Annotated in this window: 23 protein-coding genes and 1 tRNA gene; 13 read left to right on the forward strand and 11 right to left on the reverse strand. The window is 58.3% G+C overall.

Translation table 11 applies throughout. From position 1 onward, the window contains the following. Window positions 1-11: 11 nt before the first annotated feature. The 6 genes from ACHQGU_RS08610 to ACHQGU_RS08635 all read right to left on the reverse strand — a co-directional run bounded on the left by ACHQGU_RS08610 (window position 12) and on the right by ACHQGU_RS08635 (window position 6,586). The gene (locus tag ACHQGU_RS08610; protein WP_395494662.1) at window positions 12-1,619 is read right to left on the reverse strand and encodes a gamma-glutamyltransferase family protein; all 1,608 of its coding nucleotides are present in this window, start codon (window positions 1,617-1,619) and stop codon (window positions 12-14) included. 4 nt (window positions 1,620-1,623) lie between these two features. Then, window positions 1,624-2,988 carry an AtzE family amidohydrolase gene (locus ACHQGU_RS08615; RefSeq protein WP_395494663.1) on the reverse strand — a complete coding sequence of 455 codons (1,365 nt, stop codon included), beginning with the start codon at window positions 2,986-2,988 and terminating at the stop codon, window positions 1,624-1,626. Continuing rightward, window positions 2,988-3,173 (reverse strand): DUF4089 domain-containing protein, encoded by a 186-nt coding sequence (locus ACHQGU_RS08620; RefSeq protein WP_253558563.1) that lies wholly within the window; start codon window positions 3,171-3,173, stop codon window positions 2,988-2,990. The genes ACHQGU_RS08615 and ACHQGU_RS08620 overlap by 1 nt, the downstream gene beginning before the upstream one ends. A gap of 34 nt (window positions 3,174-3,207) precedes the next feature. After that, on the reverse strand, window positions 3,208-4,437 hold the full coding sequence (locus tag ACHQGU_RS08625; protein WP_061491075.1) for an alanine--glyoxylate aminotransferase family protein: 1,230 nt from the start codon (window positions 4,435-4,437) through the stop codon (window positions 3,208-3,210). A 24-nt stretch (window positions 4,438-4,461) separates the two neighbouring features. Further along, the gene (locus tag ACHQGU_RS08630; RefSeq protein WP_395494665.1) at window positions 4,462-5,748 is read right to left on the reverse strand and encodes an allantoate amidohydrolase; all 1,287 of its coding nucleotides are present in this window, start codon (window positions 5,746-5,748) and stop codon (window positions 4,462-4,464) included. A 124-nt stretch (window positions 5,749-5,872) separates the two neighbouring features. Next, complete coding sequence (locus ACHQGU_RS08635; RefSeq protein WP_395496407.1) at window positions 5,873-6,586, reverse strand: GntR family transcriptional regulator; 714 nt, start codon at window positions 6,584-6,586, stop codon at window positions 5,873-5,875. Between the two features lie 343 nt (window positions 6,587-6,929). Here ACHQGU_RS08635 and pgm point away from each other — a divergent pair, with 343 nt between their 5' ends. Beyond that, window positions 6,930-8,576 carry a phosphoglucomutase (alpha-D-glucose-1,6-bisphosphate-dependent) gene (pgm, locus tag ACHQGU_RS08640; protein ID WP_395494666.1) on the forward strand — a complete coding sequence of 549 codons (1,647 nt, stop codon included), beginning with the start codon at window positions 6,930-6,932 and terminating at the stop codon, window positions 8,574-8,576. Between the two features lie 254 nt (window positions 8,577-8,830). On the opposite strand, the gene ACHQGU_RS08645 is transcribed toward pgm, so the two are convergent. The 3 genes from ACHQGU_RS08645 to ACHQGU_RS08655 all read right to left on the reverse strand — a co-directional run bounded on the left by ACHQGU_RS08645 (window position 8,831) and on the right by ACHQGU_RS08655 (window position 12,132). After that, window positions 8,831-10,174, reverse strand: a complete 1,344-nt coding sequence (locus ACHQGU_RS08645) for a radical SAM protein (protein ID WP_395494668.1) — start codon at window positions 10,172-10,174, stop codon at window positions 8,831-8,833. A gap of 199 nt (window positions 10,175-10,373) precedes the next feature. After that, window positions 10,374-11,243: a neutral zinc metallopeptidase gene (locus ACHQGU_RS08650; protein ID WP_395494669.1), complete on the reverse strand. Its 870-nt coding sequence runs from the start codon at window positions 11,241-11,243 to the stop codon at window positions 10,374-10,376. A gap of 103 nt (window positions 11,244-11,346) precedes the next feature. Continuing rightward, window positions 11,347-12,132: an ImuA family protein gene (locus ACHQGU_RS08655; protein ID WP_395494670.1), complete on the reverse strand. Its 786-nt coding sequence runs from the start codon at window positions 12,130-12,132 to the stop codon at window positions 11,347-11,349. 322 nt (window positions 12,133-12,454) lie between these two features. On the opposite strand from ACHQGU_RS08655, the gene ACHQGU_RS08660 reads away from it, so the two are divergent. Next, a complete protein-coding gene (locus ACHQGU_RS08660; RefSeq protein WP_395494672.1) occupies window positions 12,455-12,910 on the forward strand; it encodes a DUF2946 domain-containing protein in 456 nt (151 codons plus the stop codon). Between the two features lie 87 nt (window positions 12,911-12,997). After that, the gene (locus ACHQGU_RS08665; protein ID WP_395494673.1) at window positions 12,998-15,181 is read left to right on the forward strand and encodes a TonB-dependent receptor; all 2,184 of its coding nucleotides are present in this window, start codon (window positions 12,998-13,000) and stop codon (window positions 15,179-15,181) included. Window positions 15,182-15,321: 140 nt separating this feature from the next. Here the strand turns inward: ACHQGU_RS08665 and ACHQGU_RS08670 are convergent. Further along, window positions 15,322-15,395 (reverse strand) — tRNA-Gln (locus ACHQGU_RS08670). A 189-nt stretch (window positions 15,396-15,584) separates the two neighbouring features. Here ACHQGU_RS08670 and ACHQGU_RS08675 point away from each other — a divergent pair. Both ACHQGU_RS08675 and ACHQGU_RS08680 read left to right on the forward strand, forming a co-directional pair. After that, window positions 15,585-16,715, forward strand: a complete 1,131-nt coding sequence (locus tag ACHQGU_RS08675; RefSeq protein WP_395494674.1) for a Ppx/GppA phosphatase family protein — start codon at window positions 15,585-15,587, stop codon at window positions 16,713-16,715. Beyond that, window positions 16,712-17,512, forward strand: a complete 801-nt coding sequence (locus ACHQGU_RS08680) for an RlmE family RNA methyltransferase (protein ID WP_062274318.1) — start codon at window positions 16,712-16,714, stop codon at window positions 17,510-17,512. Before ACHQGU_RS08675 ends, ACHQGU_RS08680 begins: the two co-directional genes overlap by 4 nt. Window positions 17,513-17,555: 43 nt before the next feature. Here ACHQGU_RS08680 and ACHQGU_RS08685 read toward each other — a convergent pair whose 3' ends face one another. Then, window positions 17,556-18,452: an ROK family protein gene (locus ACHQGU_RS08685; RefSeq protein WP_395494676.1), complete on the reverse strand. Its 897-nt coding sequence runs from the start codon at window positions 18,450-18,452 to the stop codon at window positions 17,556-17,558. Window positions 18,453-18,564: 112 nt separating this feature from the next. On the opposite strand from ACHQGU_RS08685, the gene ACHQGU_RS08690 reads away from it, so the two are divergent. The 8 genes from ACHQGU_RS08690 (at window position 18,565) to ACHQGU_RS08725 (ending at window position 26,382) form a co-directional block, all read left to right on the forward strand. Next, window positions 18,565-18,807, forward strand: a complete 243-nt coding sequence (locus ACHQGU_RS08690) for a sulfurtransferase TusA family protein (protein WP_043549995.1) — start codon at window positions 18,565-18,567, stop codon at window positions 18,805-18,807. A gap of 78 nt (window positions 18,808-18,885) precedes the next feature. Further along, window positions 18,886-19,140 (forward strand): exodeoxyribonuclease VII small subunit, encoded by a 255-nt coding sequence (locus ACHQGU_RS08695; RefSeq protein ID WP_373320526.1) that lies wholly within the window; start codon window positions 18,886-18,888, stop codon window positions 19,138-19,140. 7 nt (window positions 19,141-19,147) lie between these two features. Beyond that, the gene (locus ACHQGU_RS08700) at window positions 19,148-20,086 is read left to right on the forward strand and encodes a polyprenyl synthetase family protein (protein ID WP_215754996.1); all 939 of its coding nucleotides are present in this window, start codon (window positions 19,148-19,150) and stop codon (window positions 20,084-20,086) included. A 5-nt stretch (window positions 20,087-20,091) separates the two neighbouring features. Next, window positions 20,092-22,071, forward strand: a complete 1,980-nt coding sequence (gene dxs / locus ACHQGU_RS08705) for a 1-deoxy-D-xylulose-5-phosphate synthase (protein WP_395494677.1) — start codon at window positions 20,092-20,094, stop codon at window positions 22,069-22,071. 4 nt (window positions 22,072-22,075) lie between these two features. Next, the gene (locus ACHQGU_RS08710) at window positions 22,076-22,825 is read left to right on the forward strand and encodes a TlyA family RNA methyltransferase (RefSeq protein ID WP_395494678.1); all 750 of its coding nucleotides are present in this window, start codon (window positions 22,076-22,078) and stop codon (window positions 22,823-22,825) included. 179 nt (window positions 22,826-23,004) lie between these two features. Beyond that, a complete protein-coding gene (locus ACHQGU_RS08715) occupies window positions 23,005-23,628 on the forward strand; it encodes a hypothetical protein (protein ID WP_395494679.1) in 624 nt (207 codons plus the stop codon). Between the two features lie 183 nt (window positions 23,629-23,811). Continuing rightward, entirely contained in the window at window positions 23,812-25,026 is a 1,215-nt protein-coding gene (rlmN, locus tag ACHQGU_RS08720; protein ID WP_395494680.1) for a 23S rRNA (adenine(2503)-C(2))-methyltransferase RlmN, read from the forward strand. 114 nt (window positions 25,027-25,140) lie between these two features. Next, window positions 25,141-26,382, forward strand: coding sequence for an argininosuccinate synthase (locus tag ACHQGU_RS08725; protein WP_043550972.1), 1,242 nt, complete (start codon window positions 25,141-25,143; stop codon window positions 26,380-26,382). Window positions 26,383-26,421: the final 39 nt, after the last annotated feature.

The raw sequence follows: 26,421 nt of genomic DNA on the forward strand, positions 1-26,421 counted from the left end.
AACTGCCTGTTTTACCAGGCGGCCACAACACCATCACTGCGGGGGTCCGTCGCGCCCTCCAGTATGCCATTCCGGTGCCGGACAAGGGCACCGGCATGGCCCATCATTGACGTAAAGGGCGCGACCCGTTCCATCTGATGTCCAGCCGCCGACATCTGCGCGACCACCTCCGGCGCAAAGCGGTCTTCATATTTGAGGGTGACACTCTCCTCCCCCCATGTGCGCCCCAGCAACCAGCGCGGGGCCGTGACGGCCTGCTGCAAGCCCATGCCATACTGCGCATAACGGGTGAACACGGCGGCCTGCGTCTGCGGCTGGCCCTCCCCGCCCATAGTGCCGTAAACCATGACCCGGCCATCATGGAACCGGGCTGCGGCAGGGTTCAGGGTATGGAACGGTTTCCGGCCGGGACGCAGGGCATTCCACCCATCCTCAGTCAGTCTGAAGCTGGAGCCGCGGTTCTGCCAGACAATCCCTGTCTGCGGCAGAACCACGCCTGAACCAAATTCAAAATAGGTGCTCTGGATCATGCTGACAGCCACGCCATCCGCATCAATCGCCCCCATCCAGACCGTATCACCGGCCTGAGACGGATACGGCCATGGGGCCGCCTTCTGTGGGTCAATGGCAGCGGCCATCTGGTCCAGCACTGCCGGGTCGCTCAGCGTATGCTGGGCTTCAACCGTCATGTAAGCCGGGTCACCCACGTGGGTGTCCCGATAACGAAACGCCTGCTTGGTCGCCTCAACCAATCCATGCCAATAGGCAAAGCTTTCCGGCTCCTGCACCCGTAGCCGGTCAAAAAGCGCCAGAATAAGAAGAGACGCGACACCCTGCGTCGGGGGAGCCATATTATAGAGCGTCGCTCCGGTAACCCCGACAGAAAGAGGTTCACGGATTATGGCAGCATGAGCGGCGAGATCAGTTGCAGAAAGCGGGCTGCCTGCTGCGGCAAGATCTGCGGCAACGCTTTGCGCCAGAGAGCCTGTATAAAAACTGGCGGGACCTTCTGCCGCCAGCGTCCGCAATGTCTGCCCCAATGCTGGGTTTTTCAGAATATCGCCATCCCGTAGCGGGCGGCCTTCCGGCTCGAATACCGCCTCGTATCCTGGCACAACGCGCAATTCGGCCCCTTTTTGAACGGCCACCTCTGCGCCACCTGCCGTCACCGGCACCCCGGCTTCCGCATACCAGATGGCGTCACGCAAGAGCCGCTCCAGCGACAACGCCTGCGTCTGCTGTCGGGCATGGTAGGTTTGAGAAAGCCGGTGCGCCTCACCCCAGCCGGAAATGGTTCCCGCTACGGTGTTGGCTGCTGCTCCGCCGCGCCAAGGCACTACGGCGTGGCCTGCGTTGCGGTAAAATGCCAGATCAGCTTTGGCCGCCGCCGCCCCACAGGCATCAATGGTTTCCGTGCGCCCGTCCGGCCACATAATCAGCCAGAAGGCATCTCCCCCGATGGATGTCATATGCGGATAGACCACGGCCAATGCAGCTGCCGTCGCAATCACAGCATCCAGCGCCGTGCCGCCATCCTTCAGCACATCCAGCCCGGCCTGACTGGCCAGATGATGCGGTGATGTGACCATCCCTCGGGTTGAGCGGGGCGTATGCAGCATGAGGTCAGGCCTGTGTGTTCAGAGTTGCATCAGCACAGGGAAAGCCCAGTAAGCCGACTTTTTCCATCGCCTGCGCAAAGGCCAGAAGCGTTGCTTCCTTCCCCGGGGCGGCAATCAACTGCACACCCAGCGGCAACCCGTCTGGTTTTCCAGGTGCAGGCGCCAGCGGAGCCGCCACAACAGGCATGCCCGCCAGACTTAACGGCTGGGTAAACAGGCCAAGATTAGCCCTCGCTGAAACCTGTTTGCCGCCAAGCGTGATAGTCGGCTGGTCCAGCCGGGGTGCAGCACCCGTCGTGGCCGGAGCCACCAGAATATCTACCTCCCGGAAGGCGTCATGCAGCACATCCCGGAACCATGAGCGTATTCTCTGTGCATGCACAATCGGCATGGCGGGCAGCAACGCGCCTGCCATCAGTCTGTCACGCGTTGCCGGGTCGTACGCCATCGCCTGCATCCGCAGGCGGCCCAGATGCAGCGCTCCGCCTTCCGCCGCCGTGATGACGAAGGATGCGGCCCGCACCCGCGCCACCTCTGGCAGTGTCACCGTGCGCACATCGGCACACGCAGCCAGAAGCCGATCCATGCCGACCACCAGTTCCGAGGCCAGATCCTGCGCAAACCACCCGTCCAGACGTCCGATTTTCAAACCCGAGACGTCCTGATCCGTGGCAACGGACTGACCGCTCAGTGCTTCAAACGCACAGGCGAGATCCGCACTGGTGCTGGTAAACGGTCCGACCACATCCAGACTAGCCGCAAACGGATAGACCCCCTGCAATGGCAGAAGTCCCTGCGTGGGCCGCAGCCCCCAAACCCCGCACAAAGAGGCGGGCACACGAATTGAGCCGTTGGTGTCAGACCCTAGTGTGAGCGGCAACAGTCCCGCAGCTACCGCAGCCGTGGACCCACCGGAAGACCCTCCCGCCAGACGCGCCGTGTCATGCGGGTTTTTTGTCGTGCCGTAATGGGCGTTTTCTGTCGCAAACCCGTAGGCGAACTCATCCATATTGAGGGTTGCAACGGGAATAGCGCCTGCCGCACACAGCCGACGCACCACTTCCGCATCCTGCGTGGCAGGGGGCTGGTTTTTCAGAACAACAGATCCGGCTGTTGTGACCAGACCTTCCAGATCAAACAGATCCTTCACGCCAAACGGCACACCGGCCAGCGGACCCACCTGTTCACCCCGGGCAAGACGCGCATCAACCTCGGCGGCCGCTTTCAGAGCGCGCTCATCCAGCAGGCGCGTAACAGCGTTATAGACGCTATTCCGCTCCCGAATGGTCTGCAGCGTTTGCTGAACAATCTGGACGGCAGAGACTTCACCCGCCCGGATACGATGTGCAATGTCGATTAGGGACGTCATCAGGGGCGATACTCATAAGCAGGCAGACAGGTATCAGGCAGGGTCATGCCGCAAATCAGATCGACATAGCCCTGCAAGAGCTGTGTGTTGGCCACTACGCCCGGCAGGCAGGCTTCCGGAATTATCAGATCAAGACAGGCAGCCGTCGCCTCCAGTCTGGCGATTGTGTTGTCTTTCTCGCTCATGTCGCCCTCCTGTCAGTCTGTTTCGATAGTGATATCAGTTCTGGCACGTTGCAAGAGCGGCATCCACACCTGCACCGCGTTTAACGGCATAGCCTTCTGCCGCCAGACAGGTTTCCAAAGCCCCAAGTGTTAGCAAAACATTGTGCTTTTTGGCATTGTAGCCCATGGCCCCGATGCGCCAGATCTTGCCTGCCAGCGGGCCAAACGCGGTTCCAATTTCAATACCGAAATCATCACGCATACGCTGACGCACCCGCTCGCCTTCCACACCCTCCGGGATCCACACCCCGGTTACGTTGGTCATGCGATAGGCATCATTCCCGAACACCTTCAGCCCCATGGCCCGCAGTCCGGCCACCATGGCAGCCCCGGCAGCCTTATGCCGGGCAAAGCGCGCATCCAGCCCTTCTTCCAGCATCACACGGGCCGCTTCCCGCGCTCCGTAGAGCATGGTGGTGGCTTCCGTATGGTGGTTCAGCCGTTTTTCCGACCAGTAATCCATCACCATGGCCAGATCGAAATAGTTGGAGGGGATACGCGCGCGGCTGCCGTTTGCCATATCCCCGCTACGAATTCCGGCTTCCACATGCCGGCGCGCCATGATGTGCTCTGCCGCACGGTCAGAAATGGTGATGGGTGCAGAACCCGGAGGCCCACCCATACATTTCTGCAAACCGCCGGAGACCACGTCCACGCCCCACGCATCGACCGCAACAGGCATGCCGCCCAGCGTTGCCGTAGCATCCACGTAGGACAGCACATCATATTTGCGGCACAGCGCGCCCACACCTTCAAGCGGCTGGGCCATGGTGGTGGAGGTATCACCGTGGATACAGGCAAAAACCTGCGGGCGATGCGCGATTAATGCCTCTTCAATCTGCTCCAGCGTCGCCACTTCACCCCAGGGCAGATCAATCGTGCAGATTTCCGCACCAATCCGCTCGGCAATTTCAGACAGCAGCAGGCCAAAACGCCCGGCCCGCACAATCAGGATTTTGCTGCCCGGTTCCACCAGAGAGACCAGAGCAGCCTCAATCCCCGCACGCGCCGTGCCGTCCACCAGAAAGGTCCAGCGGTTCTGCGTCATGAAAACCTGACGATACAGCGCCATGGTTTCATTCATGTAGGTGGTCATTTCCGGGTCAAACTGGCCCAGCATGTCCGCCGCCATGGCCCGCAGTACGCGCGGATGCACATTAACCGGCCCCGGTCCCATCAAAAGCCTCTGCGGCGGGTCAATCTGGCCAAAAAAATCGTTTGCCATCACACAGGCCTTTCCTTGGTTACGTTACGGACGACGTCCGGCAAAATCTTCAATAAAACGGGTCATGACCTGAAAGGCCTGCTCGACATCCGACGGGTTCACGGCTTCTGCCGGGTTGTGACTGATCCCACCCTCACAGCGGATAAACAGCATGCAGACGGGGGCAAGTGCTGCGACGATCATGGCGTCATGCCCTGCCCCGCTAACCATTCTGCGCGGCACAGTGCCCGTCACGCTCTGGGCGGCTTCACTCAGCATGTTGGTCAACGCGGCATCACACGGCGTTGCAGGCAGATCCTGCTGCAAGCTGATCTCCAGCGTCACCTTGCGCCGGGCTGCCAGAGCCTCCAGCGCTGTGCGGATTTCTGCCGTGGCGGCATTGCGCACTGCGACATCCCCTGCCCGCACATCAATGCTGAAAACCACTTCTCCCGGCACAACATTTGGCACACCCGGCACCACGGTCAGCTGACCAACCGTGGCGACCAGATCAGACGGTCCGGACTGACCGATTTTTTCAATCGCCAGAACAGCCTCAGCGGCCGCAGCCAGAGCGTCCTGCCGCAAGGTCATGGGCATAGTGCCAGCATGACCTGCCACACCCTTCATGCGCACCCGGAAACGATATTGCGCGGCAATGGCCGTTACCACGCCAACGGCCCGGTTTTCAGCCTCCAGAACCGGCCCTTGCTCGATATGCGCTTCCAGATAGGCAAGGATTTCTTCTGGCTTACGCACCGCCTCAGGCATGCGTTCCAGCGCCAGACCTTCTGCGGCCAGAGCGTCCTGCAGGCTAATACCTGCCGCATCCTGCATATCGGCAGGTACTTCTTTAAGAAGCCCGGCCACAGCGCGAGACGTCAGCATGGCAGCAGGAAAGCGTGAGCCTTCCTCATCCCCAAACCCGATAACTTCCAGCGCAAACGGAAAGCGCCGCCCCTGTGCGGCGTAGTGTGCGACAAGTTCCACACCCATCAGCACACCCAGCATGCCGTCATAGCGGCCGCCATCCCGCACGCTATCAATATGGGAGCCGATAAGCAGGGCCGGAGCGTCTGGTGTCAGCCCCTCATAACGCCCGACGAGATTCCCCGCTGCATCAATGCGGGTTTTCATGCCCGCAGACTGCATCCAGCCAGCAATACAATCACAAGTCGCGCGATAGGATGCGCTCAGATAGGGGCGGAAAAGCTGGTCTTTTTCTTCAGAATAGGGTGCCACACCAAGCGCATCACACCGGGCAACAGCACGGTGTCCTCCCGGAGGCAGCGCTGAAAGGCTGGCGATATCCGAACAGTCTGAAGACATCATAAAAAGAGGCTCCTGCCTGCAATGGCGCAAGTCGTTGCAGTTCGCATACAATCTTGCATACAAGAAAAAGGTCTTGCAACCCCCTTCCGCACGTCATGCTCAGGAGGGATGCTTTGATGGGTGTTTAATCAGGGCGACCGAGCGCAGATTTCAGGTTTTTCAGCCGGGTGCGCACATGCCGTTCGTTCAGTGCGTTTTCCACATGGCGCAAATGTGCATCCATCAGACGGGCTGCTTCCGGCACGTCGCCTGCTTCCAGCGCATCAATAATCTGCTCATGTTCGCCGCTGGATTCACACGCATCGTGAGACGATTGGTAGAGGGCCGCAATCAGCACGGTACGCGTTGTCAGATCCTGCAACAAAGCCGCCAGAACCGGGCTGCCCAGCGTTTCCGCCAGACAGACGTGAAAATGTCCGAGCAAATAGCTGCGTGCGGCTCTGTCATCTTTTTCAATGGCGGCCTGTTCAGCCTGAACATGCTCCCGCAAAGCCTGAATGACGCGGACGTCGCCCTTCCCCAGCGTGACCAGCATCCCCACTTCCAGCGCCCGGCGGGCATCTAGTGTATGGCGAGCTTCTTCCTCGGTGGGTTCAATCACAAACCAGCCCCGGCGAGAGGAGACCTGCACAATGCCGCGGGCCTGCAACCGCATCATGGCCTCACGCACCAGCGTGCGGGATACCCCGAAGATTTCCGCCAGATCCTTTTCCCCCAGTCGCTCGCCCGGCGCGATCTGGCCAGAGAGCGCGGCATAGACAATGCGGTCCTCAATCCGGCTGGAAGATGAGCCCTCATCAGGGAGTGCGGTCAGGGTCATGCGGTTTTTGTCCGTCATAGTCACTCAGAGATCGTTCCGGTTCATCAGCATTCTCTGTCTTATATACAGAGCGGGCCCGCAAGACAGACAGATCTTGCACCTCTTCAAAGCCTCATTCCGGCCAGACTCTCGTGTTTGATAGGTCTTCTCTCGTTTGTCTGCCTTTTCCAGAGCCCCTTCTGAGAAACGCATCTTTGCTAAATAAAAGAAAACAATTACCGTTAGGAAATTTTTTATTAGTCAAGACCGGCGGAAACGCCCTTTCCGCTCTGGACATCCCACCGGACACACGCTTTCCTCCTGACAGAAAGCGTATTGGCAGACCGTTGATACCCCAGGTTCTACAAGGATTTTTGAAGCGATGGCCTCACTCAGCCCGTTTGCTGGCAAGACACTTGATCAGTCCCAGCTTACTGACATCCCGGCTCTGATTGCAGCGTATTATGACCGCAAGCCTGATGTCTCCATCCCGACCCAGCGCGTCTCCTTCGGCACCTCCGGGCATCGCGGATCGTCCTTCCACACCAGTTTTAATGAAGGCCATATCCTGGCCATCTGCGAGGCGATCTGCCGCCACCGTAAGGCTGAAGGCATTGATGGCCCGCTGTTTGTTGGCATGGATACGCATGCTCTGTCCGGTCCGGCTCAGCGTTCTGCCATTGAAGTGTTTGCAGCCCATGGGCTGGATGTGCGCGTGGACGAGAATGATGGCTTCACCCCCACACCCGTCATTTCTCACGCAATTCTGACCTATAACAAAGGCCGCACGACGGGGCTGGCTGATGGTGTCGTCATCACCCCATCCCACAATCCGCCCTCCGATGGTGGCTTTAAATACAATCCGCCCAACGGTGGCCCGGCAGATACCGCCATTACAAAAGCCATTCAGGACATGGCCAATGGCTTTCTGGCTGATGGCCTGAAGGATGTGAAGCGCCTTCCCTATGAGGAAGCTCGCAAGGCCGCCTGCATCAAAGGGTATGACTACATTACCCCCTATGTGGCTGATCTGGACTCCGTCATTGATATGAAGGCCATTCGGGATGCCGGCGTAAAAATCGGCATTGATCCGCTCGGTGGTGCTGCTGTGCATTACTGGAAGCCGATTATTGAGCGTTACGGCCTGAACGCTACGGTGGTGAATGAAACGGTAGATCCGCAGTTTGCCTTCATGACGGCCGACTGGGATGGCCAGATCCGTATGGACTGCTCCTCGCCTTACGCCATGAAGAGCCTGATTGGCATGGCCGACCAGTTTGACGTGGCCTTTGCAAACGATACTGACGCCGACCGCCACGGCATTGTGGCCAAGCCGGATGGCCTGCTGAACCCCAACCATTACCTTGCTGTTGCTATCTCCTACCTGTTCCGCAACCGCCCCGACTGGAGCCCGGAACTGGGTGTAGGCAAAACGCTGGTCAGCAGCGGGCTGATTGACCGCGTTGCGAAAGATCTCGGTCGTAAGCTGGTGGAAGTGCCTGTCGGGCTGAAATGGTTTGTGCCGGGCCTGATGGATGGCTCACTGGGTTTTGGTGGTGAAGAAAGCGCGGGCGCGACCTTCCTGCGGCGTGATGGCACCGTCTGGACCACAGATAAGGACGGCCTCATCCTCGGCCTGCTGGCTGCTGAAATTACGGCGAAAACCGGCAAAAACCCGAGCGTGCAGTATCGCGAACTCAGTGCACGTCTGGGCACGCCGTTCTACGCGCGCATTGATGCCCCGGCCAATGCCGAACAGAAAGCCAAGCTGAGCAAGCTTTCTCCAGAGCAGTTCCCGCTGGAAACGCTGGCTGGAGACAAGATTATCAGCAAGCTCACGCGCGCTCCGGGCAATGACGCCCCCATCGGCGGCCTGAAAGTGGTGACGGAAAACGGCTGGTTTGCCGCCCGCCCCTCCGGCACGGAAGATGTCTACAAAATCTACGCCGAAAGCTTCAAAAGCGAAGAACACCTGCACGCTATCCAGACGGAAGCTCAGGCCGCTATTTCGAAAGTTTTTGCATCCTGAAAAAGAGCGCCTGCTTTGCTGCCTGATGGCATGAAGCAGGCTCTTTCTTTATTTCTGCTTTCTACGATCAAGGCGCAGCGCTACCAGAGAACGCTGCGCCTTTGTTTTGTAATCTGCCGGACTGCAAGAACGGCTTACTGATGCTGGAGCAGAGAACCTGTCCCGCTCATTGCCATCAAAAAATGATCCGTTACGGTAGCAGCGGAAAATCCATTTTGAAAAAAACTTTGACCGAAAAGCTTGATGAGATTTTTTCAGGACGGAATTTTCGAACAGTTTAGTGAATGAAAAAAACTATCCAGATCATCAATATCCCGAATATTTCTGGTGAGAATAGGTATTTCAACCATCGCTTCGCCCTCACTGGCCCGACTGATCCCTCTTAATTCGAGCGTTCCATCCCACATAAGACGAGCCAGATATCGGTCTGGCAAAAAACCGGCCTCCGAATATGCAGCAGGCACCACGTCCGGTTCAGCGACATCGTCCTCACGTGTTTTCGAAAAAGCCGGCCTATCCAGAACAACTTGCCCTGAGCCCAGATGAGGAAGATTGGCCTGAAGCCAGTCCCAGTCCTCCTCCTGTAAAAACTCCTGATCACGAAAAGCTGCCTCAATAAATGGCACATCGTAAGTATAGCGAATCTCCACACGTGCAGCGCGGCGTTCTTCTATCAAATAACGGGCCATACTCGGCAACTCATCGAGGTTCGATTTATAAGCCATAATAATATAGTATAAATTAACTGATGAATTGACCTCATTAAATGCAGTGATGAGCTTATCCCAGTTTTCCATGAAGATGGGAAAGCGTGCCCCCTTACGCATCCGTTCATAGATTTCTGGCGTGAGAGATTCGAGAGAGATATTGACGTGAGAGATTTCGCTTTTTGCGAGCCCTTGAAAATAAGATTCCGGCATACGGCGGGCAAAATTCGATGTGAAAAACACCTTCTTTCGCATCGCGGGCGGTACCAGATTCAGAAATGAGAGAAAATCCGGATGAAGCGACGGCTCATGCAGGCAGGAAAACCAGAATTCCCGGTCCTTGGTATAGGGCATGAGGCGGAGAGCTGATTCCAGGGTTTCCTGCGTCATAAAGTGCGTTTTGCGCACCTTACTGTAATCATAAAGGCAGAAAGGACAGCGCAGATTGCAGTTATCGACGATATCCATCGCAACATGCAGAAGTGGATGCCAGGATTCCAGATTGGGGGCGCGACAAACTTCTTTCCGGCCCGGAACCCTTACCTGCAGATTCTTTTGTTCTTCAGGGGTGATCTCACGCTTTAGAGGAAACCAGAATCCATACTGCCGGCTGTTATCACCAACCCCTGCAATTCCATGATTAAACTGACTTGCAACAGCGTTACCAAGGCTTTCCCCTGTTTCTGGCAAAAAAGCTTCTACAGAGAGGCGTTCAGCCGGATCATCCGGATCCATCACCCAGCCGTGCACGTGACGCAAACCAATATGATCCACAAAGCCGAGCTGAGATGTGACTGGATTGCCCTGCTCTTTTTTTAAATCGCCTTCTTTGGAGCGGTATCCCTTAAAAGCTCTTAAAATTTTGCGGCTTAATTTCTTAACACTCTTCAATGGAACACCGTACGCGCATCAGGTTTTCTTTGGATAACCCAGTAGTATAAGAGGTCCCCAAAAAAAGCATGCAACATTTTTGAGATTCTCTATTTCTATGCGCAAAAAAAATGCCCCCCGAATAATATCGGGAGCACTTTTTTATTCATTGCTGGAATCAGAAGGATGCAGATTCAAAACAGTTTGAATAAGACCCGCCTTAAAGAGCAGGCGCGCTGAACGTATCGCACTGCCGGATATCGCCGCTTTGTAGCCCCCGGCTGAACCAGTTGACACGCTGGGCGGATGTGCCGTGCGTAAAGCTATCCGGCACAACGTAGCCCTGCCCCTGCCGCTCCAGACGATCATCCCCCACAGCGGAGGCCGCATTCAGCCCCTGCTGCACATCGCCCGATTGCAGGATGCTCTTTGCGTCATTCGCCCGCTTGGCCCAGACACCGGCAAAACAATCCGCTTGCAGCTCGGTCCGGACAGAAGCGCCCGTCGCGCCGCGCTCGCTCATGCCGCCATTCTGCTTTTCAAGCTGCGCCATAATCCCCAGCTCATTCTGGACATGATGCCCGACCTCATGCGCCACCACATAAGCCCGCGCAAAGTCACCCCCGGCACCCAGCCGGTTTTTCAATTCCTGAAAAAAGGCGAGATCCAGATACACCTTGTGGTCTGCCGGGCAGTAAAATGGCCCCACAGACGTTTGCGCATATCCGCAGGCAGACTGCGTGCCGCCTGAGAACAGCACCAGCCGGGGCTCATGATACGTGCGGCCCATCTGCTGAAAATAGGATGTCCAGACATCTTCTGTTGAACCCAGAATACGGGCAATAAACTGCTTCTGCGTATCTGGCCCCTGCACAGACTGCTGCGGCGCGACAACCGCGCTTTGATTACCGGAAGACGCACTCCCTTCCAGAAGGCTGAAAACAATTTTGGGATCTACTCCAAAATACAAAGCCCCCAGCGCCAGCAGAATGCCGCCGATACCGATCTTCAGAGGAGCACGGCCACCACCACCGCCGGAACCACGCTCGTCATCAATATTCGTGCTTTCCCGCTCATCATCCAGACGCATGCTTTCTATCCTTCTGTGCCTGATAGTCCGATCATGTGCTGCTCCTTAGCATGGATCAGCTTCAGATACGGCAAGAAGAAAAGCATCCTCGCTCGTGAGAAACTCAGGCGCGCAACGCGCTCCGCCACCAGGACCTCCGCTCTCTATCGTCCTGGGCGTGTTGCGGGCTTTCTTCTGGCGAAACAGAGAAAGGATGCCTCTCATACCGGGCGGGATCAATCACCCAGCCAGCCGCCCCACCATGATGATGGCTCAGCATCTCAATGGACCACCGCTCTTCCGCCGCATAGGCGCCGCCAACAGGGTTATCTCTGAGACTGAACGACGTGCTTGGTCCGATTTTCCAGCGTGTGGCACTCAGGCAGTGTGACGGACAGCCAGCCAGAAAAGCTGAGCGATAGAGCAGAAAGCCGGTCGCTCCGCGCTCATGCGCAGCCCGTTGCAGGCGGCGCGTTGTGCCAAGGTCTGGCGCGGTGCGGCTATCAACCACCACAGCGGCAACGCCCGGCTCTCGCAGCACGGCTTCACATAAATCCACAAAAGAGGCTTGCGTCGCTGTCACACAGATCAACCGCCCCGGATTGAGACCAGCCTGCTCAACGCCTGCTACACAGAGATCGAGCGTTTCCTCGCCAATCCAGATGACCACACCTGTCGTGCGGGCCAGAACGGCTGCCACAAAACGCGCAGGCTTGGCAGAAACCTGCCGGTCACTCCCTGCTCCAAAAAATTCGTGGACGGTCCCTTTTTCCAGACCGCCGCCCAGACGGGCATCAATTTCCGCAACGCCCGTGGAAAGCCGTTGCGTGATGGAACTGGCAGGGCTGATGTTCATCCGGGCAATCCGGTCCCGCAGCAAATCCAGTGTATCCGAGTGTGATGACGCCATGAGTGCATCCCTCCTGTTCCGTTTTTTATAATGAGAACAAAACAGGAACTCAAGAGCTTTCTGCCCGCGCCATCCGGTCTCCCTTGATGCAAGCCACCGCCACCCTATGGCCACTCATACTCTTTGCGTCCCTCAAACACGAACTGAACTAACGTCAGTAAAACGGAAAAATACCCCACATCAGAACGCTGAAGTGCATAGTAGTCAGAATATACCCCTCCGGGGTTATGGAGATAAAACGCATGATTATTATGCTCTTTACAACAGCCTCAGAGTGCTTTCTTAAGGGGATATTCTCGGAATAGAGGCGAACACTCTTCCCATGCGCCGTTCAGACTCAGCCCCCTTTGCACTGGCGACACTGTGTCGCTGGCTGATGGTGTGCTGCGTTCTGCTGGGGTTTTGCGGACAGCTTTTTCTCCAAAGCAATGCTCTGCCGGATGAAGCACCCCGTGTGACATTTGAACGGCTGACCGGATTACAGATCGGGCCAGATCAGCCCCCCGCGCCCCCGCATGTCATGCACATGGCTGCCGGGCATATGCTGAAAATGGCACACGCCAAAGCGCCTCAGCATTCAGGCCATCATCATGATGGGTCGTGCCCGCTCTGCCCGCTGCTGCATCTGCCAGTTGTCATTTTCAGTGTCGCGTTTCTTGCTGCCCTGATCCTGATTGCCTGGTCTCAGTCAGCCTATGGCACGCTCCTGCCGCGCGCACCGCCGCTTCTTGCTCTTGCCCTTCGGCCACCACCCACGGGGCCACCAGCCTTTCTCTGAAAACGATACGCGTTGACACGCAGGCCTTCAGGACACCTGAGCGCCTGTGATGTCGGCTGTTTCCGTTTCAAGGAAAGTCTCAGCACAATGTCTTGTCTTTTTGTTCGGCATGCCGCGCGCACCAGCCTGCTTGCTGCCGGTTGCGCGCTGGCCTGCACAGTCGCCCGCCCATCCTCAGCGGACGCTCAAAGCCGTCTTCCCGCTACACCTGTTTCAACAGAAGCCTTGACCGTACCAGCCACGCCAACCTCAGACGAGGACGCCAACAGCCCATCCACAGAGCAGATGATGGTCAACGGAACCCGGCATCACATGTCCTCCAACCCGGATACGGCCAATCTGTTTCGGCACAGTCTGGGCTACAGCGCCTATTCCGCTGGCGGTGTCTCCTCTTTGCCTGTTCTGAACGGCATGGCGGATGAGCGCGTGGCGACCTTTGTCGATGGCATGCGCATTCCCTCCGCCTGCCCCAACCATATGAATCCGGCCATGTCTTACATTGACCCGGATGCCGTCTCGTCCGCCGTCGCCATTGCGGGCATCACCTCTGTCAGTCAGGGTGGCGACAGCACGGGCGGTACGCTGGAGGTCAATCGGAAAGATCCGATCTTTTCCAGCACGTCCAAATTGCTCGTGACAGGCCATGTCCGGGGGGATTATCGCAGCAATGGCGGCGGATCGGGCGCGTCCGGATCTCTCACCACCGCCAATGACTGGCTAAGCCTGCGCTATACCGGCTCATATAGCCATGCCAGCGATTATCACACGGGAGGCAACAGCCGGCGCGTTCTCTCCACCAGCTATCTCAGCTTCAACCATGCCGTGACACTTGGGGTGAAAAAAGAGAACCATCTGCTGGCGCTCACCGTCGGTCAGCAGGATATCCCTTATGAGGGTTTCCCCAACCAGTACATGGATATGACCAATAACCGCTCCACCTTTGTGAACGGCAAATATAAGGGTGATTTCAACTGGGGCACGCTGGAGGCTCGCGGTTTCTGGCAACGGGTCGACCACGCCATGAACATGCTGGCCGACAAAGGAGGCCATACCGCCACAACCGGCATGCCGATGAATACGGATACCCGCACGGCAGGCTATTCCATCAAGGCGACCATTCCGCTTGGCCGGAAGCATATACTCGGGCTAGGTAGCTCCTTTGACCATAATGGCCTGAACGACTGGTGGCCGCCCCTGAGCGGCAGTATGATGATGGGACCAGACACGTTCCATAATATTAATCAGGGGCACCGCGACCGCCTCGGCCATTATATAGAATGGAAAGCCCAGTGGCTGCCGCGCTTCTCCACAGAACTGGGACTGCGGAATGATCTGGTGATGATGAATACCGGTCCGGTCGCCCCGTATTCATGGACCAGCATGATGAGCATGGCCGACGCCATGGCTGCCCAACGCTTTAACGCGGCCTCTCGCGGACGCACCGACACCAATTTTGATGTCACAGCTCTGGCCCGCTGGACACCTCTCGACAGCCTCACGCTGGAGGGTGGATACGCCCGCAAAAGCCGCGCTCCCAGCCTGTATGAGCGTTACTCATGGGGCGAAGGCGCTATGAGCACCACGATGATTGGCTGGTTTGGAGATGGGAATGGGTATGTCGGCAACCTCAACCTGAAATCAGAAATTGCCAATACGCTCAGCACCACCCTCACCTGGCATGACCCGGTGCATGATGCGTGGGAACTCAAGGTGCAGCCTTATTATACCTACACCCACAACTATATAAATGTGGTGCGCATTGGCACGCTCTCTAACGGCCTGTCCAAACTCCAGTTCGTCAACCACAATGCCCGGAGCTATGGCATCAACAGCTCAGGCTTCGTGAGACTCTGGAAAAGCCCGGCTTTTGGGACAGGGGAGCTCAAAGCCAATCTGAACTGGGTGCGGGGGCAGGATCTGGTGACCCACTCCGGCCTGTATCATCAGATGCCCGCCAACGGCTCCATCAGCCTGCATGAAACCTATGAAAACTGGACGGGTCGCGTCGAGGTCACCCTTGTTAAAGCCAAGAGCACTGTGGACTGGCTGCGCAATGAGCCCCGCACGCCCGGCTATGCCCTGCTGGGTCTGGGCGGAAGCTACCACTGGCGGGTGCTGACACTGGATGCCAGCATCGAGAACCTCCTAAACCAGAAATACTATCTGCCGCTGGGTGGTCTTTCTCTGGGGGACTATCGCGCCACCGGGGTTCTGAGCCCGCTCGCGGGTTTAGGGCGCTCGTTCAATCTAAGCCTGAGCGCGACCTTCTGAAATCTGGCAGCGCCCTGCTTTGCGATCATCCTCATGGGAGATCGGAAGGCAGGATGACCTGTCTGAACACAGGTTTACAGCGCAGAGTTGAATATCACTCTGAGCGACCCAATATAAGACTATAATTTTTTGGGAAAGATTGGCTGGGAGACCTGGATTCGAACCAGGGCTGACCGGGTCAGAGCCGGTAGTTCTACCGCTAAACTATCTCCCAGCAAGGAGAACCGGGAGGCTTAAAAAGCCGCCTCCGCTGCGGTGACGCCTTCCTAGCACTGTGAATTAGGGGGCGCAAGTGCCTAAACGAAAAGAAATGTCGGTTTGTCACATAATTGTCTTGCTCCTTTGGCCGCCCTCCCCAAAAATAGTCTTAACATGAGTCAACCTCTTACTAAGGACCGGACAGATGGATCGCATCCCCCCCTGGGCCGGCCGCCCGGACAGACCAGCTTATCCTTCACCCTACTCTCGTTCTGCCGAAGATGAGCTGTTTGCCGCGCTCGACCTGGGAACAAACAACTGCCGTTTGATGGTCGCGGCGCAAACCGCTGGCGGCTTCCGCGTTATTGATAGCTACAGCCGCATGGTGCGGCTGGGTGAAGGCCTGCACCATACAGGCCGACTGGGCGAACCCGCCATGGAACGTACAATGGACGCACTGCGCGCCTGTGCGGAACGTGTCGGTCGCCGCCCTATCAAGAATATCCGTGCCGTTGCAACGGAAGCCTGCCGCCGCGCGGTGAACGGATCAGACTTTCTGAACCGCGTGCGGACGGAGACCGGCTTTCATATCAATATCATCTCCGCGCGGGAGGAAGCCTCCCTTGCGGTAGAAAGCTGCGCCAACCTTGTGCACAATCCGCGCTTCGGGCCTGTGCGCAACCGGGCGCTGCTGTTTGATATTGGTGGCGGCTCGACAGAAATTGCCTGGGTCCGTGTGGACGCCCCCCGTCAGACGCATGAGCTGATTGGCTATCTGAGCCTGCCCGTGGGGGTCATTACCCTCTCAGAGCAGTTCGGCAGCACCGGGCATGATGACCCGAGCCTCTATAAAAAGATGGTGGACCACACCAAGGCGGCCCTGCAGGACTTTGAAGGCGTGCATCGGATTGGCCCGGAAATCCGCCGCAAGCAAACACGTTTCATTGGCACCAGCGGCACCGTCACCACTCTGGCAAGCCTTGTGCTTAACCTGCCCCGTTATGTTCGTGCGGCGGTCGATGGCTCACAGCTACCAGCCACCAGTGCCCGCAAGGCCGTTCGGACATTGCAGGATATGGGGCATGCAGGCATAGAACAGCATCCGTGCATCGGGCCGGATCGTGCCCCCTTCGTTTTGCCGGGCTGCGCCATTTTCGAGGCTATTCACGAGACCTGGCCGGTGGAAGATATTATTGTGGCAGACCGTGGCCTACGGGATGGCATGGTTCTGCGCATGATCCGCAAGAGTGGATCTGCATCCAGAAGGCTCCACAAAGCGCCCATGCTCAATGGCCCCATCCCTTTTCTGCACCCTATTCAAGCAACAGGTTCATGAGCGACAAAAAATCCGGGCCTCCCCGGAAAGCAACTTCTCTCCGCGTTCCGGGGCGTGCCCGCACCAGCAGCAGCGCCCCCGGCTCCAGTCATTCTCTGGATGACTCATCGGCCCCGCGCACAATGCGCACCAAATCCGTCAGCCTCCGCACGGCGCGCGGACGCACAACTGCGCAGCAGCGCTGGCTGGCCCGCCAGCTGAACGACCCCTATGTGCAGGCTGCCCACAAGCAAGGCTGGCGTTCCCGTGCGGCCTTCAAGCTGATTGAACTGGATGACCGTTTTCACCTCATCCAGCCCGGCATGCGCGTGGTCGATCTGGGTGCCGCACCCGGCGGCTGGACACAGGTGGCCGTCAAACGTGGTGCGAATCGCGTTGTCGGGGTTGATCTGCTGCCGGTTGATCCTGTGGCGGGTGCCGAGATCATCGAAGGCGACTTCACAGACCCCGAGATGCCGGACAAGCTGGTCAGCCTGCTGGATGGCAAGGCCGATCTGGTGCTCTCCGACATGGCCCCCAACACAACCGGCCACGGCCCGACGGACCATATGCGGATTATCGGGCTTGCTGAAGAAGCCCTGTATTTTGCATTTGAAATTCTGGCGGAAGGCGGCGGCTTTGTCGCCAAGGTGTTTCAGGGCGGCTCAGAAAAGGCCATCCTTGATGTGATGAAGCAGGCCTTCACTTTGGTGCGGCACGCCAAACCCCCGGCCAGTCGCAAGGATTCTAGCGAACTTTATGTGGTGGCGACAGGCTTCCGGCCTGATCGCCTCAAAGAGGCTCAGGCCAACACCTAAACCTGCCGGAACGGAATGAGCAGGCAGGCCTCAGGTCAGCCTGTTATTTCCCCCACAGCCACGCAGCGCCACGCACGCCGGAACTGTCACCATGCTGATTTTTCAGCAGTTCCGTGCGGCATTCCGGGGTGATGGCGTATTTCTTCATCACTTCAGGCACACGGATGTAGATCGTCTTCAGGTTGGAGACGCCGCCGCCCAGCACAATCGCGTCCGGGTCCACCATGTTGATGACCAGCGCGCAGGCACGCCCCAGCCGATCCACATAAGTATCCAGCGCCTTAATGGCAGCAACATCGCCTGCAGCAGCAGCAGCTTCAATACCATCTGCGCAGCGTTGCCCCTCGCCTTTCCATGAAGCAGCCAGAGCAGGGCCGCACAGGAAACGCTCCAGACAGCCCTCATTTCCACAGAAGCACTTCGGCATAGGGAATTCGTCTTCCCGCACCCACGGAAGCGGGATATGCCCCCATTCGCCGGCAATGTGATGCAGGCCTGTCACCGGTTCACCATTGATGACAAAGCCGCCACCCACGCCGGAACCGAGAATCACCCCGAAGACGATCTTGCGACCCGCTGCTGCGCCATCCACAGCTTCAGATAGCGCAAAACAGTTGGCGTCATTTTCTACCTTCACCGGGCAGCCGAGCACCTGCTCCAGATCTTTGCCGAATGTCTGACCGTTCAGCCATGTGGCATTTGCATTCTTGACCCGCATTGTGCGGGAATCAATGGCACCGGGGATACCGACCCCGACCGTAGCCGTCCGGTTTGTACGTCCACGTCCCTCTTCCACGAGATCCCGCAACGTCACGAGCAGATCATCGTAATTACCGGGATTTGCAACACGATGCCGCAGAAGGATTTCCCCTGTGAAATCAAGGGCTGCTATTTCGACCTTGGTTCCACCAACATCGATTCCTAAACGATAATCTGACATACAGCGACCCTACGTCTTCTTCCGGCAAATGATTAATATGCCATGCGGCATGGGATAAATTAGTGAACTATGCAATCACACATCTTCCACTCTCTATACAAGGCTCTGTGTCATGAATGAGGCTGTTCTTGATGCGCGGGGGCTTGGCTGCCCCCTTCCGGTTTTGAAAGCCAACCGTCTTTTGCGCGGCATGCAGGCGGGAGAAAAGCTCCGCGTTCTGGCAACAGACCGATCCTCTATCGTGGATTTTCAGGTGTTTTGCAGGGAAACCGGTCACGCGCTGGTCGCGTTTTCAGATGAAAACGGCTCCCTGTCCTTCACCATCAGACGCCGTGCGGATATACCCTCACCGTGAGGGCGGTATGTTTTATTGCGCATTCTACCCCGGCAAGACTTGGCAGACCCACGCTTATCGGAGTAATGCCTGCCCCTCATGACGGATAGGAAGACCTGCGCCATGTCGGATAACATCAAGTCTCTGTCGTTTGAGGACGCACTCTCCGAACTGGAGAAGATTGTGCGCGGCCTTGAAGGCGGCCAGCTCAAGCTGGAAGAGGCCATTGCATCCTACGAGCGCGGGGCAGCCTTACGCCAGCATTGCGAAACCAAGCTGAGCGAGGCCGAGGCCCGCGTTCAGGCGATCGTGCAACGGTCTGACGGATCGTTGACCATGAAACCTATGGATTGAGACGTCGATGACTGACCCGACAACCATCGCCCCTTCCCAGACGCACTCCTCAGCCAATGGGCCGCTGCTCAAGCAGGCTATGGCGGCCCGCGCCAAAGTGATTGAAGCGACAATCGACCAGCTTCTGCCGCCCACCAGCGGTGGCGATGCCCGTCTGATTGACGCCATGCGTTATGCCACGCTGGGCGGCGGCAAGCGTCTGCGTGGCTATCTGGCCATGGCAACCGCCAGCCTGTTTGATGTGCCGGACTGCCAGTCCGCCCGCGTTGCGGCCTCTGTTGAAATGCTGCACGCCTACTCCCTGGTGCATGATGATTTGCCGGCCATGGATGATGATGATCTCCGTCGCGGTCAGCCCTCCACGCATCGCAAGTTTGATGAAGCCACAGCCATTTTGGCCGGTGACGCTCTTCAGACCAAAGCATTTGAAATTCTGGCAGAAGCCGAAACGCACGAGAGCACGACCGTGCGCATCGCCCTGATCACCGCTTTCGCGCAGGCCTCAGGCGCTGCCGGGATGGTGGGTGGCCAGATGATCGACATGGAAGGCGAAGGCCGCGCCCTGCCGCTGGAAGAAGTCCGCCACCTGCATGCCCTGAAAACCGGCTGCCTGATCCGCTACTCGGCAGAAGCAGGAGCCATTCTCGGGCAGGCCAAACCGGAACTTCAGCAGCGTCTGCGCTCCTACGGTGCCAATATTGGTGCAGCCTTCCAGATTGCGGATGATGTGCTGGACGCCACGGCTACGGCTGAAGAACTGGGCAAGACGGCTGGGAAGGATGAAGCTTCCGGCAAGTCTACCTACGTTGCCCTTCTGGGAATTGACGGCGCGCGCGCCGAAGCAGAACGCATGGCCAAAAGCGCCATTGAAGATCTTGCTCCGTTTGGAGAGCAGGCCGACCGCCTGCGAGATCTGGCCTATTACGTGATTGAACGCAGGAACTAAGAAGAATGTCGGACAAGCCCCAGATTCCCACCCTTGGCCGTTTTCCTGCTCTGGACCGGGTGACCTACCCGTCTGACATGCGGAACCTTTCGGTCGAGCAGCTCAAGCAGATTGCGGACGAGCTGCGGGCCGAGACCATTGACGCCGTCTCCACCACCGGTGGCCATCTGGGCGCCTCTCTGGGCGTGGTGGAACTGACTGTGGCCCTGCATGCGGTGTTCGATACCCCGGCCGACAAGGTGATCTGGGATGTGGGCCATCAGGCCTACCCGCACAAGATCCTCACCGGTCGCCGTGACCGTATCCGCACCCTGCGCCAGCCGGGTGGCCTCTCCGGCTTCACCCGCCGGTCCGAGAGTGAGTATGACCCGTTCGGGGCCGCGCACTCCTCCACCTCCATCTCTGCCGGTCTGGGCATGGCCGTGGCGCACCATCTGCGCGCGGAAGAAGACCCGTCCTACCATGAGCGCAGCGTCATCGCCGTGATCGGGGATGGCTCCATCTCCGCCGGTATGGCGTATGAGGCCATGAACAACGCCGCCGTGGCTGGCCCGGGCGCTGAACGGCTGATCGTCATCCTCAACGATAACGAGATGTCCATCGCCCCGCCGGTCGGCGCGATGTCCAACTATCTCTCCCGCCTGATGTCCTCCCGCAAGTTCATGGGCCTGCGTGAACTGGCCGGCAAAGTCGTCAAGAAGCTGCCTGCCCCGGTGGAACGCACCGCCCGCAAGGCGGACGAGTATGCCCGCGGCATGATTACCGGCGGCACGCTGTTTGAAGAGCTGGGCTTCTATTACGTCGGCCCCGTGGACGGGCATGACCTGCCGCAGCTGGTCGCCATCCTGCGCAACCTGCGCGATACGGATAACGGCCCCATCCTGCTGCATGTGATGACCGAAAAAGGTCACGGCTATCAGCCCGCCGAGAAGGCCGGGGACAAGTATCACGCCGTCGCCAAGTTCAACGTCGTCACCGGTGAGCAGAAAAAAGGCCCTGCCGGACCGCCGTCCTACACCTCCGTGTTTGCACGGGAGCTGGTGCGCCGGGCTGCAACCGACAACAAGATTGCCGCCATCACCGCCGCCATGCCGTCCGGCACCGGGCTGGATGCGTTCGCAAAAAACTATCCCGACCGCTTCTTTGATGTCGGCATTGCCGAGCAGCATGCCGTGACCTTTGCCGCAGGTATGGCGACCGAAGGCCTGCGCCCCTTCTGCGCCATCTACTCCTCCTTCCTGCAGCGCGCCTATGATCAGGTCATGCATGACGTGGTGCTGCAGAAGCTGCCGGTCCGCTTCGCCATTGACCGCGCCGGTCTGGTCGGGGCCGACGGGGCGACCCATGCCGGCTCCTTCGACATCGCCTATCTGGGCTGCCTGCCGGGCATGAGCATCATGGCCCCGTCTGACGAGGTCGAACTGCTGCACATGACGGCGACCGCCACCGAGTTTGATGAAGGCCCGATTGCCCTGCGCTATCCGCGTGGTGGCGGCTTGGGTCTGGAGCTGCCGGCAGAAGGTCAGGTTCTGGAAATCGGCAAGGGTCGGATCATCCGTGAGATGGGCCGTCAGGCTGGCGGCGAGAAAGGCGGCATTGCCATCCTCTCGCTCGGCCCAAGGCTGAAGGAAGCCCTGAAAGCGGCCGATCTGCTCACGGCGCAGGGCCTGCCGCCCACCGTGGCCGATGCCCGCTTTGCCAAGCCGATTGATACCGCTCTGGTGGAAAATCTGGCCCGCAACCATGCGGTGCTGATCACGCTGGAAGAAGGCGCGATTGGCGGGTTTGGCGCGCAGGTGGGCCAGCATCTGGCCAATACCGGCCTGCTGGACCATGTCCGCTTCCGCCCCATGACCCTGCCCGATATCTTCATCGACCATAACACGCAGGACGCTCAGTACGAGCAGGCCGGTCTCACCGCCCCGCACATCGTCAAAACCGCTCTCAGCGCGCTGGGGGTGGCGCTGACGGAGCAGACGGCCTGATCTGATGGCGCGCCGTCGTGTTGACCAGATGCTTGTTGACCGGGGGCTGGTTGAAAGCAGGACAAAAGCTCAGGCCCTGATTATGGCCGGGCTAGTGTTCACCGGAGAAAAACGCGTTGCCAAGGCAGGTGATCAGCTTGCCGAGGACGCGCCTCTGGACGTGCGTGGCCAGCAGCATCCGTGGGTTTCCCGCGGCGGCTGCAAACTGGCTCACGCCCTAACTCATTTTGATCTTTCCCCGCAGGACCGCGTGTGTCTGGATGTCGGTGCCTCTACTGGTGGCTTTACCGATGTGCTGCTCACCAACGGGGCACGGCATGTTTATGCTGTGGATGTTGGACACGGGCAGCTGGCATGGAAGTTACGGTCTGACGCCCGCGTGACCGTGATGGAAAAATGCAACGCCCGGCATCTGGACAGCACGCAGATCCCGGAAGCCCCGTCTGTCATTGTCTGCGATGCCAGCTTTATCGGCCTTCGGACAGTGCTGCCTGCTGCCCTGTCTCTCGCAGCTGATGACGCCTGGGCCGTCGCTCTCATCAAACCGCAGTTTGAAGCAGGCCGTGACCAGATCGGGGCCAAAGGCGTTGTGCGTGACCCAGCGGTGCATGAAAGCGTGTGCCAGATGATCCATGACTGGTGGAGCGCTCTGCCCGGCTGGTCTGTGCTGGGGATCGAAGCGAGCCCCATTACGGGGCCAGAAGGCAATCGGGAGTTCCTGATTGGCGCCAAACGGGTTCCGCTCGTCGGTTAAAACAGTCCGGCAAGACTGCTTCCTCAAGCAGTCTTTCTGCCCGTTCTTGTAAAAACACTTCCTTAAAAGATTTTTTATTACTGCCTGTTCGGCAAATACGTGGCGAAAGATCACTTTTTCTGCCACATTCCCCAAGTAATAAAATCCTCTCACAGCATAGTTAAGGAAGTCTGTCGCTTATGCGCAAAATCATCATGATGCTTGGCGTTGCAACCGGCCTGCTCGGCATCACTGGTGGTGCCCAAGCTGCCCCTCGCCCGTACAATACTGCCGCCAACGCCCCTGCCCCGCAGGACAGCGTGACGGAAGCGGGCAGCTCTCTGCTCCGTGGCTACGAGCAGGACGGACTTACGCTCCAGGATGATCTGAAAAACCAGACACTGGTGATTTCAACAGATCCGGCGACACTGCATGCCCGCGCGCTCCCATCCGATGGAAATAACCGGTATCGCATCGCCATGCGGGATGTGCTTTCTGCCGCGGCCTCTTACGCCTATCTGTATTTTGGCCTGCATCAGGATGCGGACCACCTTTCTGTAGTGGCCAACATCCAGTCTGACGGCCTCCAGCAGGCCAGCATGGCAGGCAGCACAGCGGAGGCGGAACAGCCAGCGATGACGTTTGATATTCCGCGCCCTTCCTTCCCGATCTCTCCGGACACGACGCCGGATGCCTATTCCGCGCAGACAATCAGCGCGATTCTGGGCGGGATTGATCCGGCCAAAACCAGTATCGCGGCATGGCTGCGCTCGGGTTTGCAGGCTTCCCCACAACCATCGGTCGCCCCCACGCACACACCGTAAGGAAACCTTCCGGTCCTGAACGCTGAACGCGCGAGCGCGTTTGGCAGCAGGACCAGTTCCTTACACAGCTGATCCAACGGCTTTACGCAGAAAGATCAGGATAATTTATCAAGGGTCCGGTGCTTGCCGGGCCCTTCTCTGTTATAAGGGCTCCTTTCCTCCCTTCCAGTAGTGGCTCCGTTCATGTCTTCAGGTAATTCTGCTCATCCCACACCATCGCACGATGCAGAGGCCGCAGCCTCGCTCAATGCGGATGAACGGGCCCGTATTCTGGCAAAAGCCGCCCTGTTTAGCCCGCCTCCGGCCACTCTGCCGGATGGGCGACGCGATCTGGTGGGGCTGACGCGCGAGGAAATTACGGACATTCTGGTCGAAATCGGAGAAAAGCCGTTTCGGACCAAACAGCTCTGGCACTGGATCTACCATCAGGGCGTGACCGATTTCACGCAGATGAGCAGCATTGCCAAACCGCTCCAGCAAAAGCTGGCGGAACGGTTTGTTGTTGGTCGCCCGGAAGCCGCAACGGTGCAAACCTCCTCGGACGAAACCCGCAAATTCCTCTTCCGGTTCCGTGACGGGCAGGAAGCTGAAACTGTCTATATTCCGGACCGCCGGGAAGACCGGGGCGCTGTATGCATTTCCTCGCAGGTTGGCTGTACGCTGTCCTGCACCTTCTGCCATACCGGCACCCAGAAACTGGTGCGGAACCTTGGCGCGGCGGAAATTGTCGGCCAGTTCATGGCGGCGCGGGATTCCTATAACGAATGGCCCAGTCCCAAAGGTGACACGCCACGCCTGCTCTCCACCATCGTACTGATGGGCATGGGTGAGCCGCTCTATAATTACGAAAACATCGCCAAGGCCATGCGGATTATCATGGATGGTGAAGGCATTGGCCTCTCCCGCCGCCGCATTACGCTCTCCACTTCTGGCGTTGTACCGCTGATGGACCGTTGCGGGGATGAACTAGGCATCAACCTCGCTGTCTCCCTGCATGCGGTACGGAATGACCTGCGGGACGAGATTGTGCCGCTCAACCGCAAATACCCCATTGAGGAAGTCCTGGCCGCCTGCCGCCGCTACCCGGCTGCCAGCAATGCCCGCCGCATCACGTTTGAATACATCATGCTGCGCGGCGTGAATGACAGTGAGGCCGACGCACGGGAACTGGTCCGGCTGATTTCCGGCATTCCCGCCAAGGTCAACCTGATCCCCTTCAACCCCTGGCCGGGCAGCGCCTACCGCCCCTCCACGCGGGAACAGCAGAACAAATTTGCGGATATCATCATGGCCGCAGGCTTTGCCTCCCCCATCCGTACACCGCGCGGGCGCGATATTCTGGCCGCCTGTGGGCAGCTGAAAACCGAAAGTGAGCGCATCCGCGCTTCTCAAAGCTGATTTTTCTGCATCAGACCACGCTCAGCGGGGGTTGGGCTCTGGCTCCCTTCCCCCGCTGGTGCTAGGACACTCATCGGACTTTATTCATTTTATCAGATTCAGGAGACCTGCCTCATGGCCGCTACTGCCGCCAGAAAAGATGTCAAAAAGGTTGTGCTGGCCTATTCCGGCGGCCTTGATACGTCCGTCATCCTGCGCTGGCTGCAGAAGACTTACGGGTGTGAGGTTGTCACCTTTACGGCTGACCTTGGTCAGGGTGAGGAACTGGAACCGGCCCGCAAGAAAGCTGAGATGTTCGGCGTGAAGGAAATCTTCGTCGAAGATCTGCGCGAAACCTTCGTCAAAGACTTCGTGTTCCCCATGTTCCGGGCCAACACGCTGTATGAAGGCCAGTATCTGCTGGGCACGTCCATTGCCCGCCCGCTGATTGCTCAGCGCCAGATCGAGATTGCCCGCGCTGTTGGGGCCGACGCTGTTGCCCACGGCGCAACCGGCAAAGGCAACGATCAGGTTCGCTTCGAGCTGGCCTATTACGCCCTGCAGCCCGACATCACGGTTATCGCACCTTGGCGTGAGTGGGATCTGACCTCCCGCACCCGCCTGCTGTCCTTCGCTGAAGAAAACCAGATCCCCATTGCCAAGGACAAACGCGGCGAAGCACCGTTCTCCGTCGATGCCAACCTTCTGCACTCCTCATCTGAAGGCAAGCTGCTGGAAGATCCGGCCATTGGTCCGGAAGAAATCGTTTTCCAGCGCACCATTTCTCCGGAAGCAGCGCCGGATGTGGCGACTGAAATCACCATTGATTTCGTCAGCGGTGACCCGGTTGCCATCAATGGCGAAGCCATGTCTCCGGCCACCCTGCTCACCCGCCTGAACGAGCTGGGCAAAGCCAACGGCATTGGCCGTCTGGATCTGGTGGAAAACCGCTTTGTGGGGATGAAATCCCGCGGCATTTACGAAACACCGGGCGGCACCATCCTGCTGACGGCGCATCGCAGCATTGAGTCCATTACGCTGGACCGTGAAGCCATGCACCTGAAAGACAGCCTGATGCCGCGCTACGCCGCCATCCTGTATAACGGGCTGTGGTTCTCCCCGGAACGCCGTATGCTGCAGGCGCTGATTGATGCGTCTCAGCATTCCGTGTCAGGCCGCGTGCGTCTTAAACTCTATAAGGGTAATGTCATCTGCGTTGGTCGCGAAAGCCCCAATAGCCTGTATGATACCCGTGTCGTGACGTTTGAGGATGATGAAGGTGCGTATAATCAGGCTGACGCACAGGGCTTCATCAAACTGAACGCGCTGCGTCTGAGACTGGGAGCACAGATTGGCCGCAATGGCGGCGCTCTCTGAGCTTTTGGACATCTGCCATTCTTTCTAGATTGCCGAGAG

The sequence above is a fragment of the Acetobacter sp. KSO5 genome (assembly GCF_044094635.1).
Lineage (GTDB): Bacteria > Pseudomonadota > Alphaproteobacteria > Acetobacterales > Acetobacteraceae > Acetobacter > Acetobacter cerevisiae.

Coding starts and splice junctions, on each gene's coding strand:
- ACHQGU_RS08610 (WP_395494662.1), bottom strand. CDS start 1,619: ATGCTGCATACGCCCCGCTCAACCCGAGGGATGGTCACATCACCGCAT.
- ACHQGU_RS08615 (WP_395494663.1), bottom strand. CDS start 2,988: ATGACGTCCCTAATCGACATTGCACATCGTATCCGGGCGGGTGAAGTC.
- ACHQGU_RS08620 (WP_253558563.1), bottom strand. CDS start 3,173: ATGAGCGAGAAAGACAACACAATCGCCAGACTGGAGGCGACGGCTGCC.
- ACHQGU_RS08625 (WP_061491075.1), bottom strand. CDS start 4,437: ATGGCAAACGATTTTTTTGGCCAGATTGACCCGCCGCAGAGGCTTTTG.
- ACHQGU_RS08630 (WP_395494665.1), bottom strand. CDS start 5,748: ATGATGTCTTCAGACTGTTCGGATATCGCCAGCCTTTCAGCGCTGCCT.
- ACHQGU_RS08635 (WP_395496407.1), bottom strand. CDS start 6,586: ATGACGGACAAAAACCGCATGACCCTGACCGCACTCCCTGATGAGGGC.
- pgm (WP_395494666.1), top strand. CDS start 6,930: ATGGCCTCACTCAGCCCGTTTGCTGGCAAGACACTTGATCAGTCCCAG.
- ACHQGU_RS08650 (WP_395494669.1), bottom strand. CDS start 11,243: ATGCGTCTGGATGATGAGCGGGAAAGCACGAATATTGATGACGAGCGT.
- ACHQGU_RS08655 (WP_395494670.1), bottom strand. CDS start 12,132: ATGGCGTCATCACACTCGGATACACTGGATTTGCTGCGGGACCGGATT.
- ACHQGU_RS08660 (WP_395494672.1), top strand. CDS start 12,455: ATGCGCCGTTCAGACTCAGCCCCCTTTGCACTGGCGACACTGTGTCGC.
- ACHQGU_RS08665 (WP_395494673.1), top strand. CDS start 12,998: ATGTCTTGTCTTTTTGTTCGGCATGCCGCGCGCACCAGCCTGCTTGCT.
- ACHQGU_RS08675 (WP_395494674.1), top strand. CDS start 15,585: ATGGATCGCATCCCCCCCTGGGCCGGCCGCCCGGACAGACCAGCTTAT.
- ACHQGU_RS08680 (WP_062274318.1), top strand. CDS start 16,712: ATGAGCGACAAAAAATCCGGGCCTCCCCGGAAAGCAACTTCTCTCCGC.
- ACHQGU_RS08685 (WP_395494676.1), bottom strand. CDS start 18,452: ATGTCAGATTATCGTTTAGGAATCGATGTTGGTGGAACCAAGGTCGAA.
- ACHQGU_RS08690 (WP_043549995.1), top strand. CDS start 18,565: ATGAATGAGGCTGTTCTTGATGCGCGGGGGCTTGGCTGCCCCCTTCCG.
- ACHQGU_RS08695 (WP_373320526.1), top strand. CDS start 18,886: ATGACGGATAGGAAGACCTGCGCCATGTCGGATAACATCAAGTCTCTG.
- ACHQGU_RS08700 (WP_215754996.1), top strand. CDS start 19,148: ATGACTGACCCGACAACCATCGCCCCTTCCCAGACGCACTCCTCAGCC.
- dxs (WP_395494677.1), top strand. CDS start 20,092: ATGTCGGACAAGCCCCAGATTCCCACCCTTGGCCGTTTTCCTGCTCTG.
- ACHQGU_RS08710 (WP_395494678.1), top strand. CDS start 22,076: ATGGCGCGCCGTCGTGTTGACCAGATGCTTGTTGACCGGGGGCTGGTT.
- ACHQGU_RS08715 (WP_395494679.1), top strand. CDS start 23,005: ATGCGCAAAATCATCATGATGCTTGGCGTTGCAACCGGCCTGCTCGGC.
- rlmN (WP_395494680.1), top strand. CDS start 23,812: ATGTCTTCAGGTAATTCTGCTCATCCCACACCATCGCACGATGCAGAG.
- ACHQGU_RS08725 (WP_043550972.1), top strand. CDS start 25,141: ATGGCCGCTACTGCCGCCAGAAAAGATGTCAAAAAGGTTGTGCTGGCC.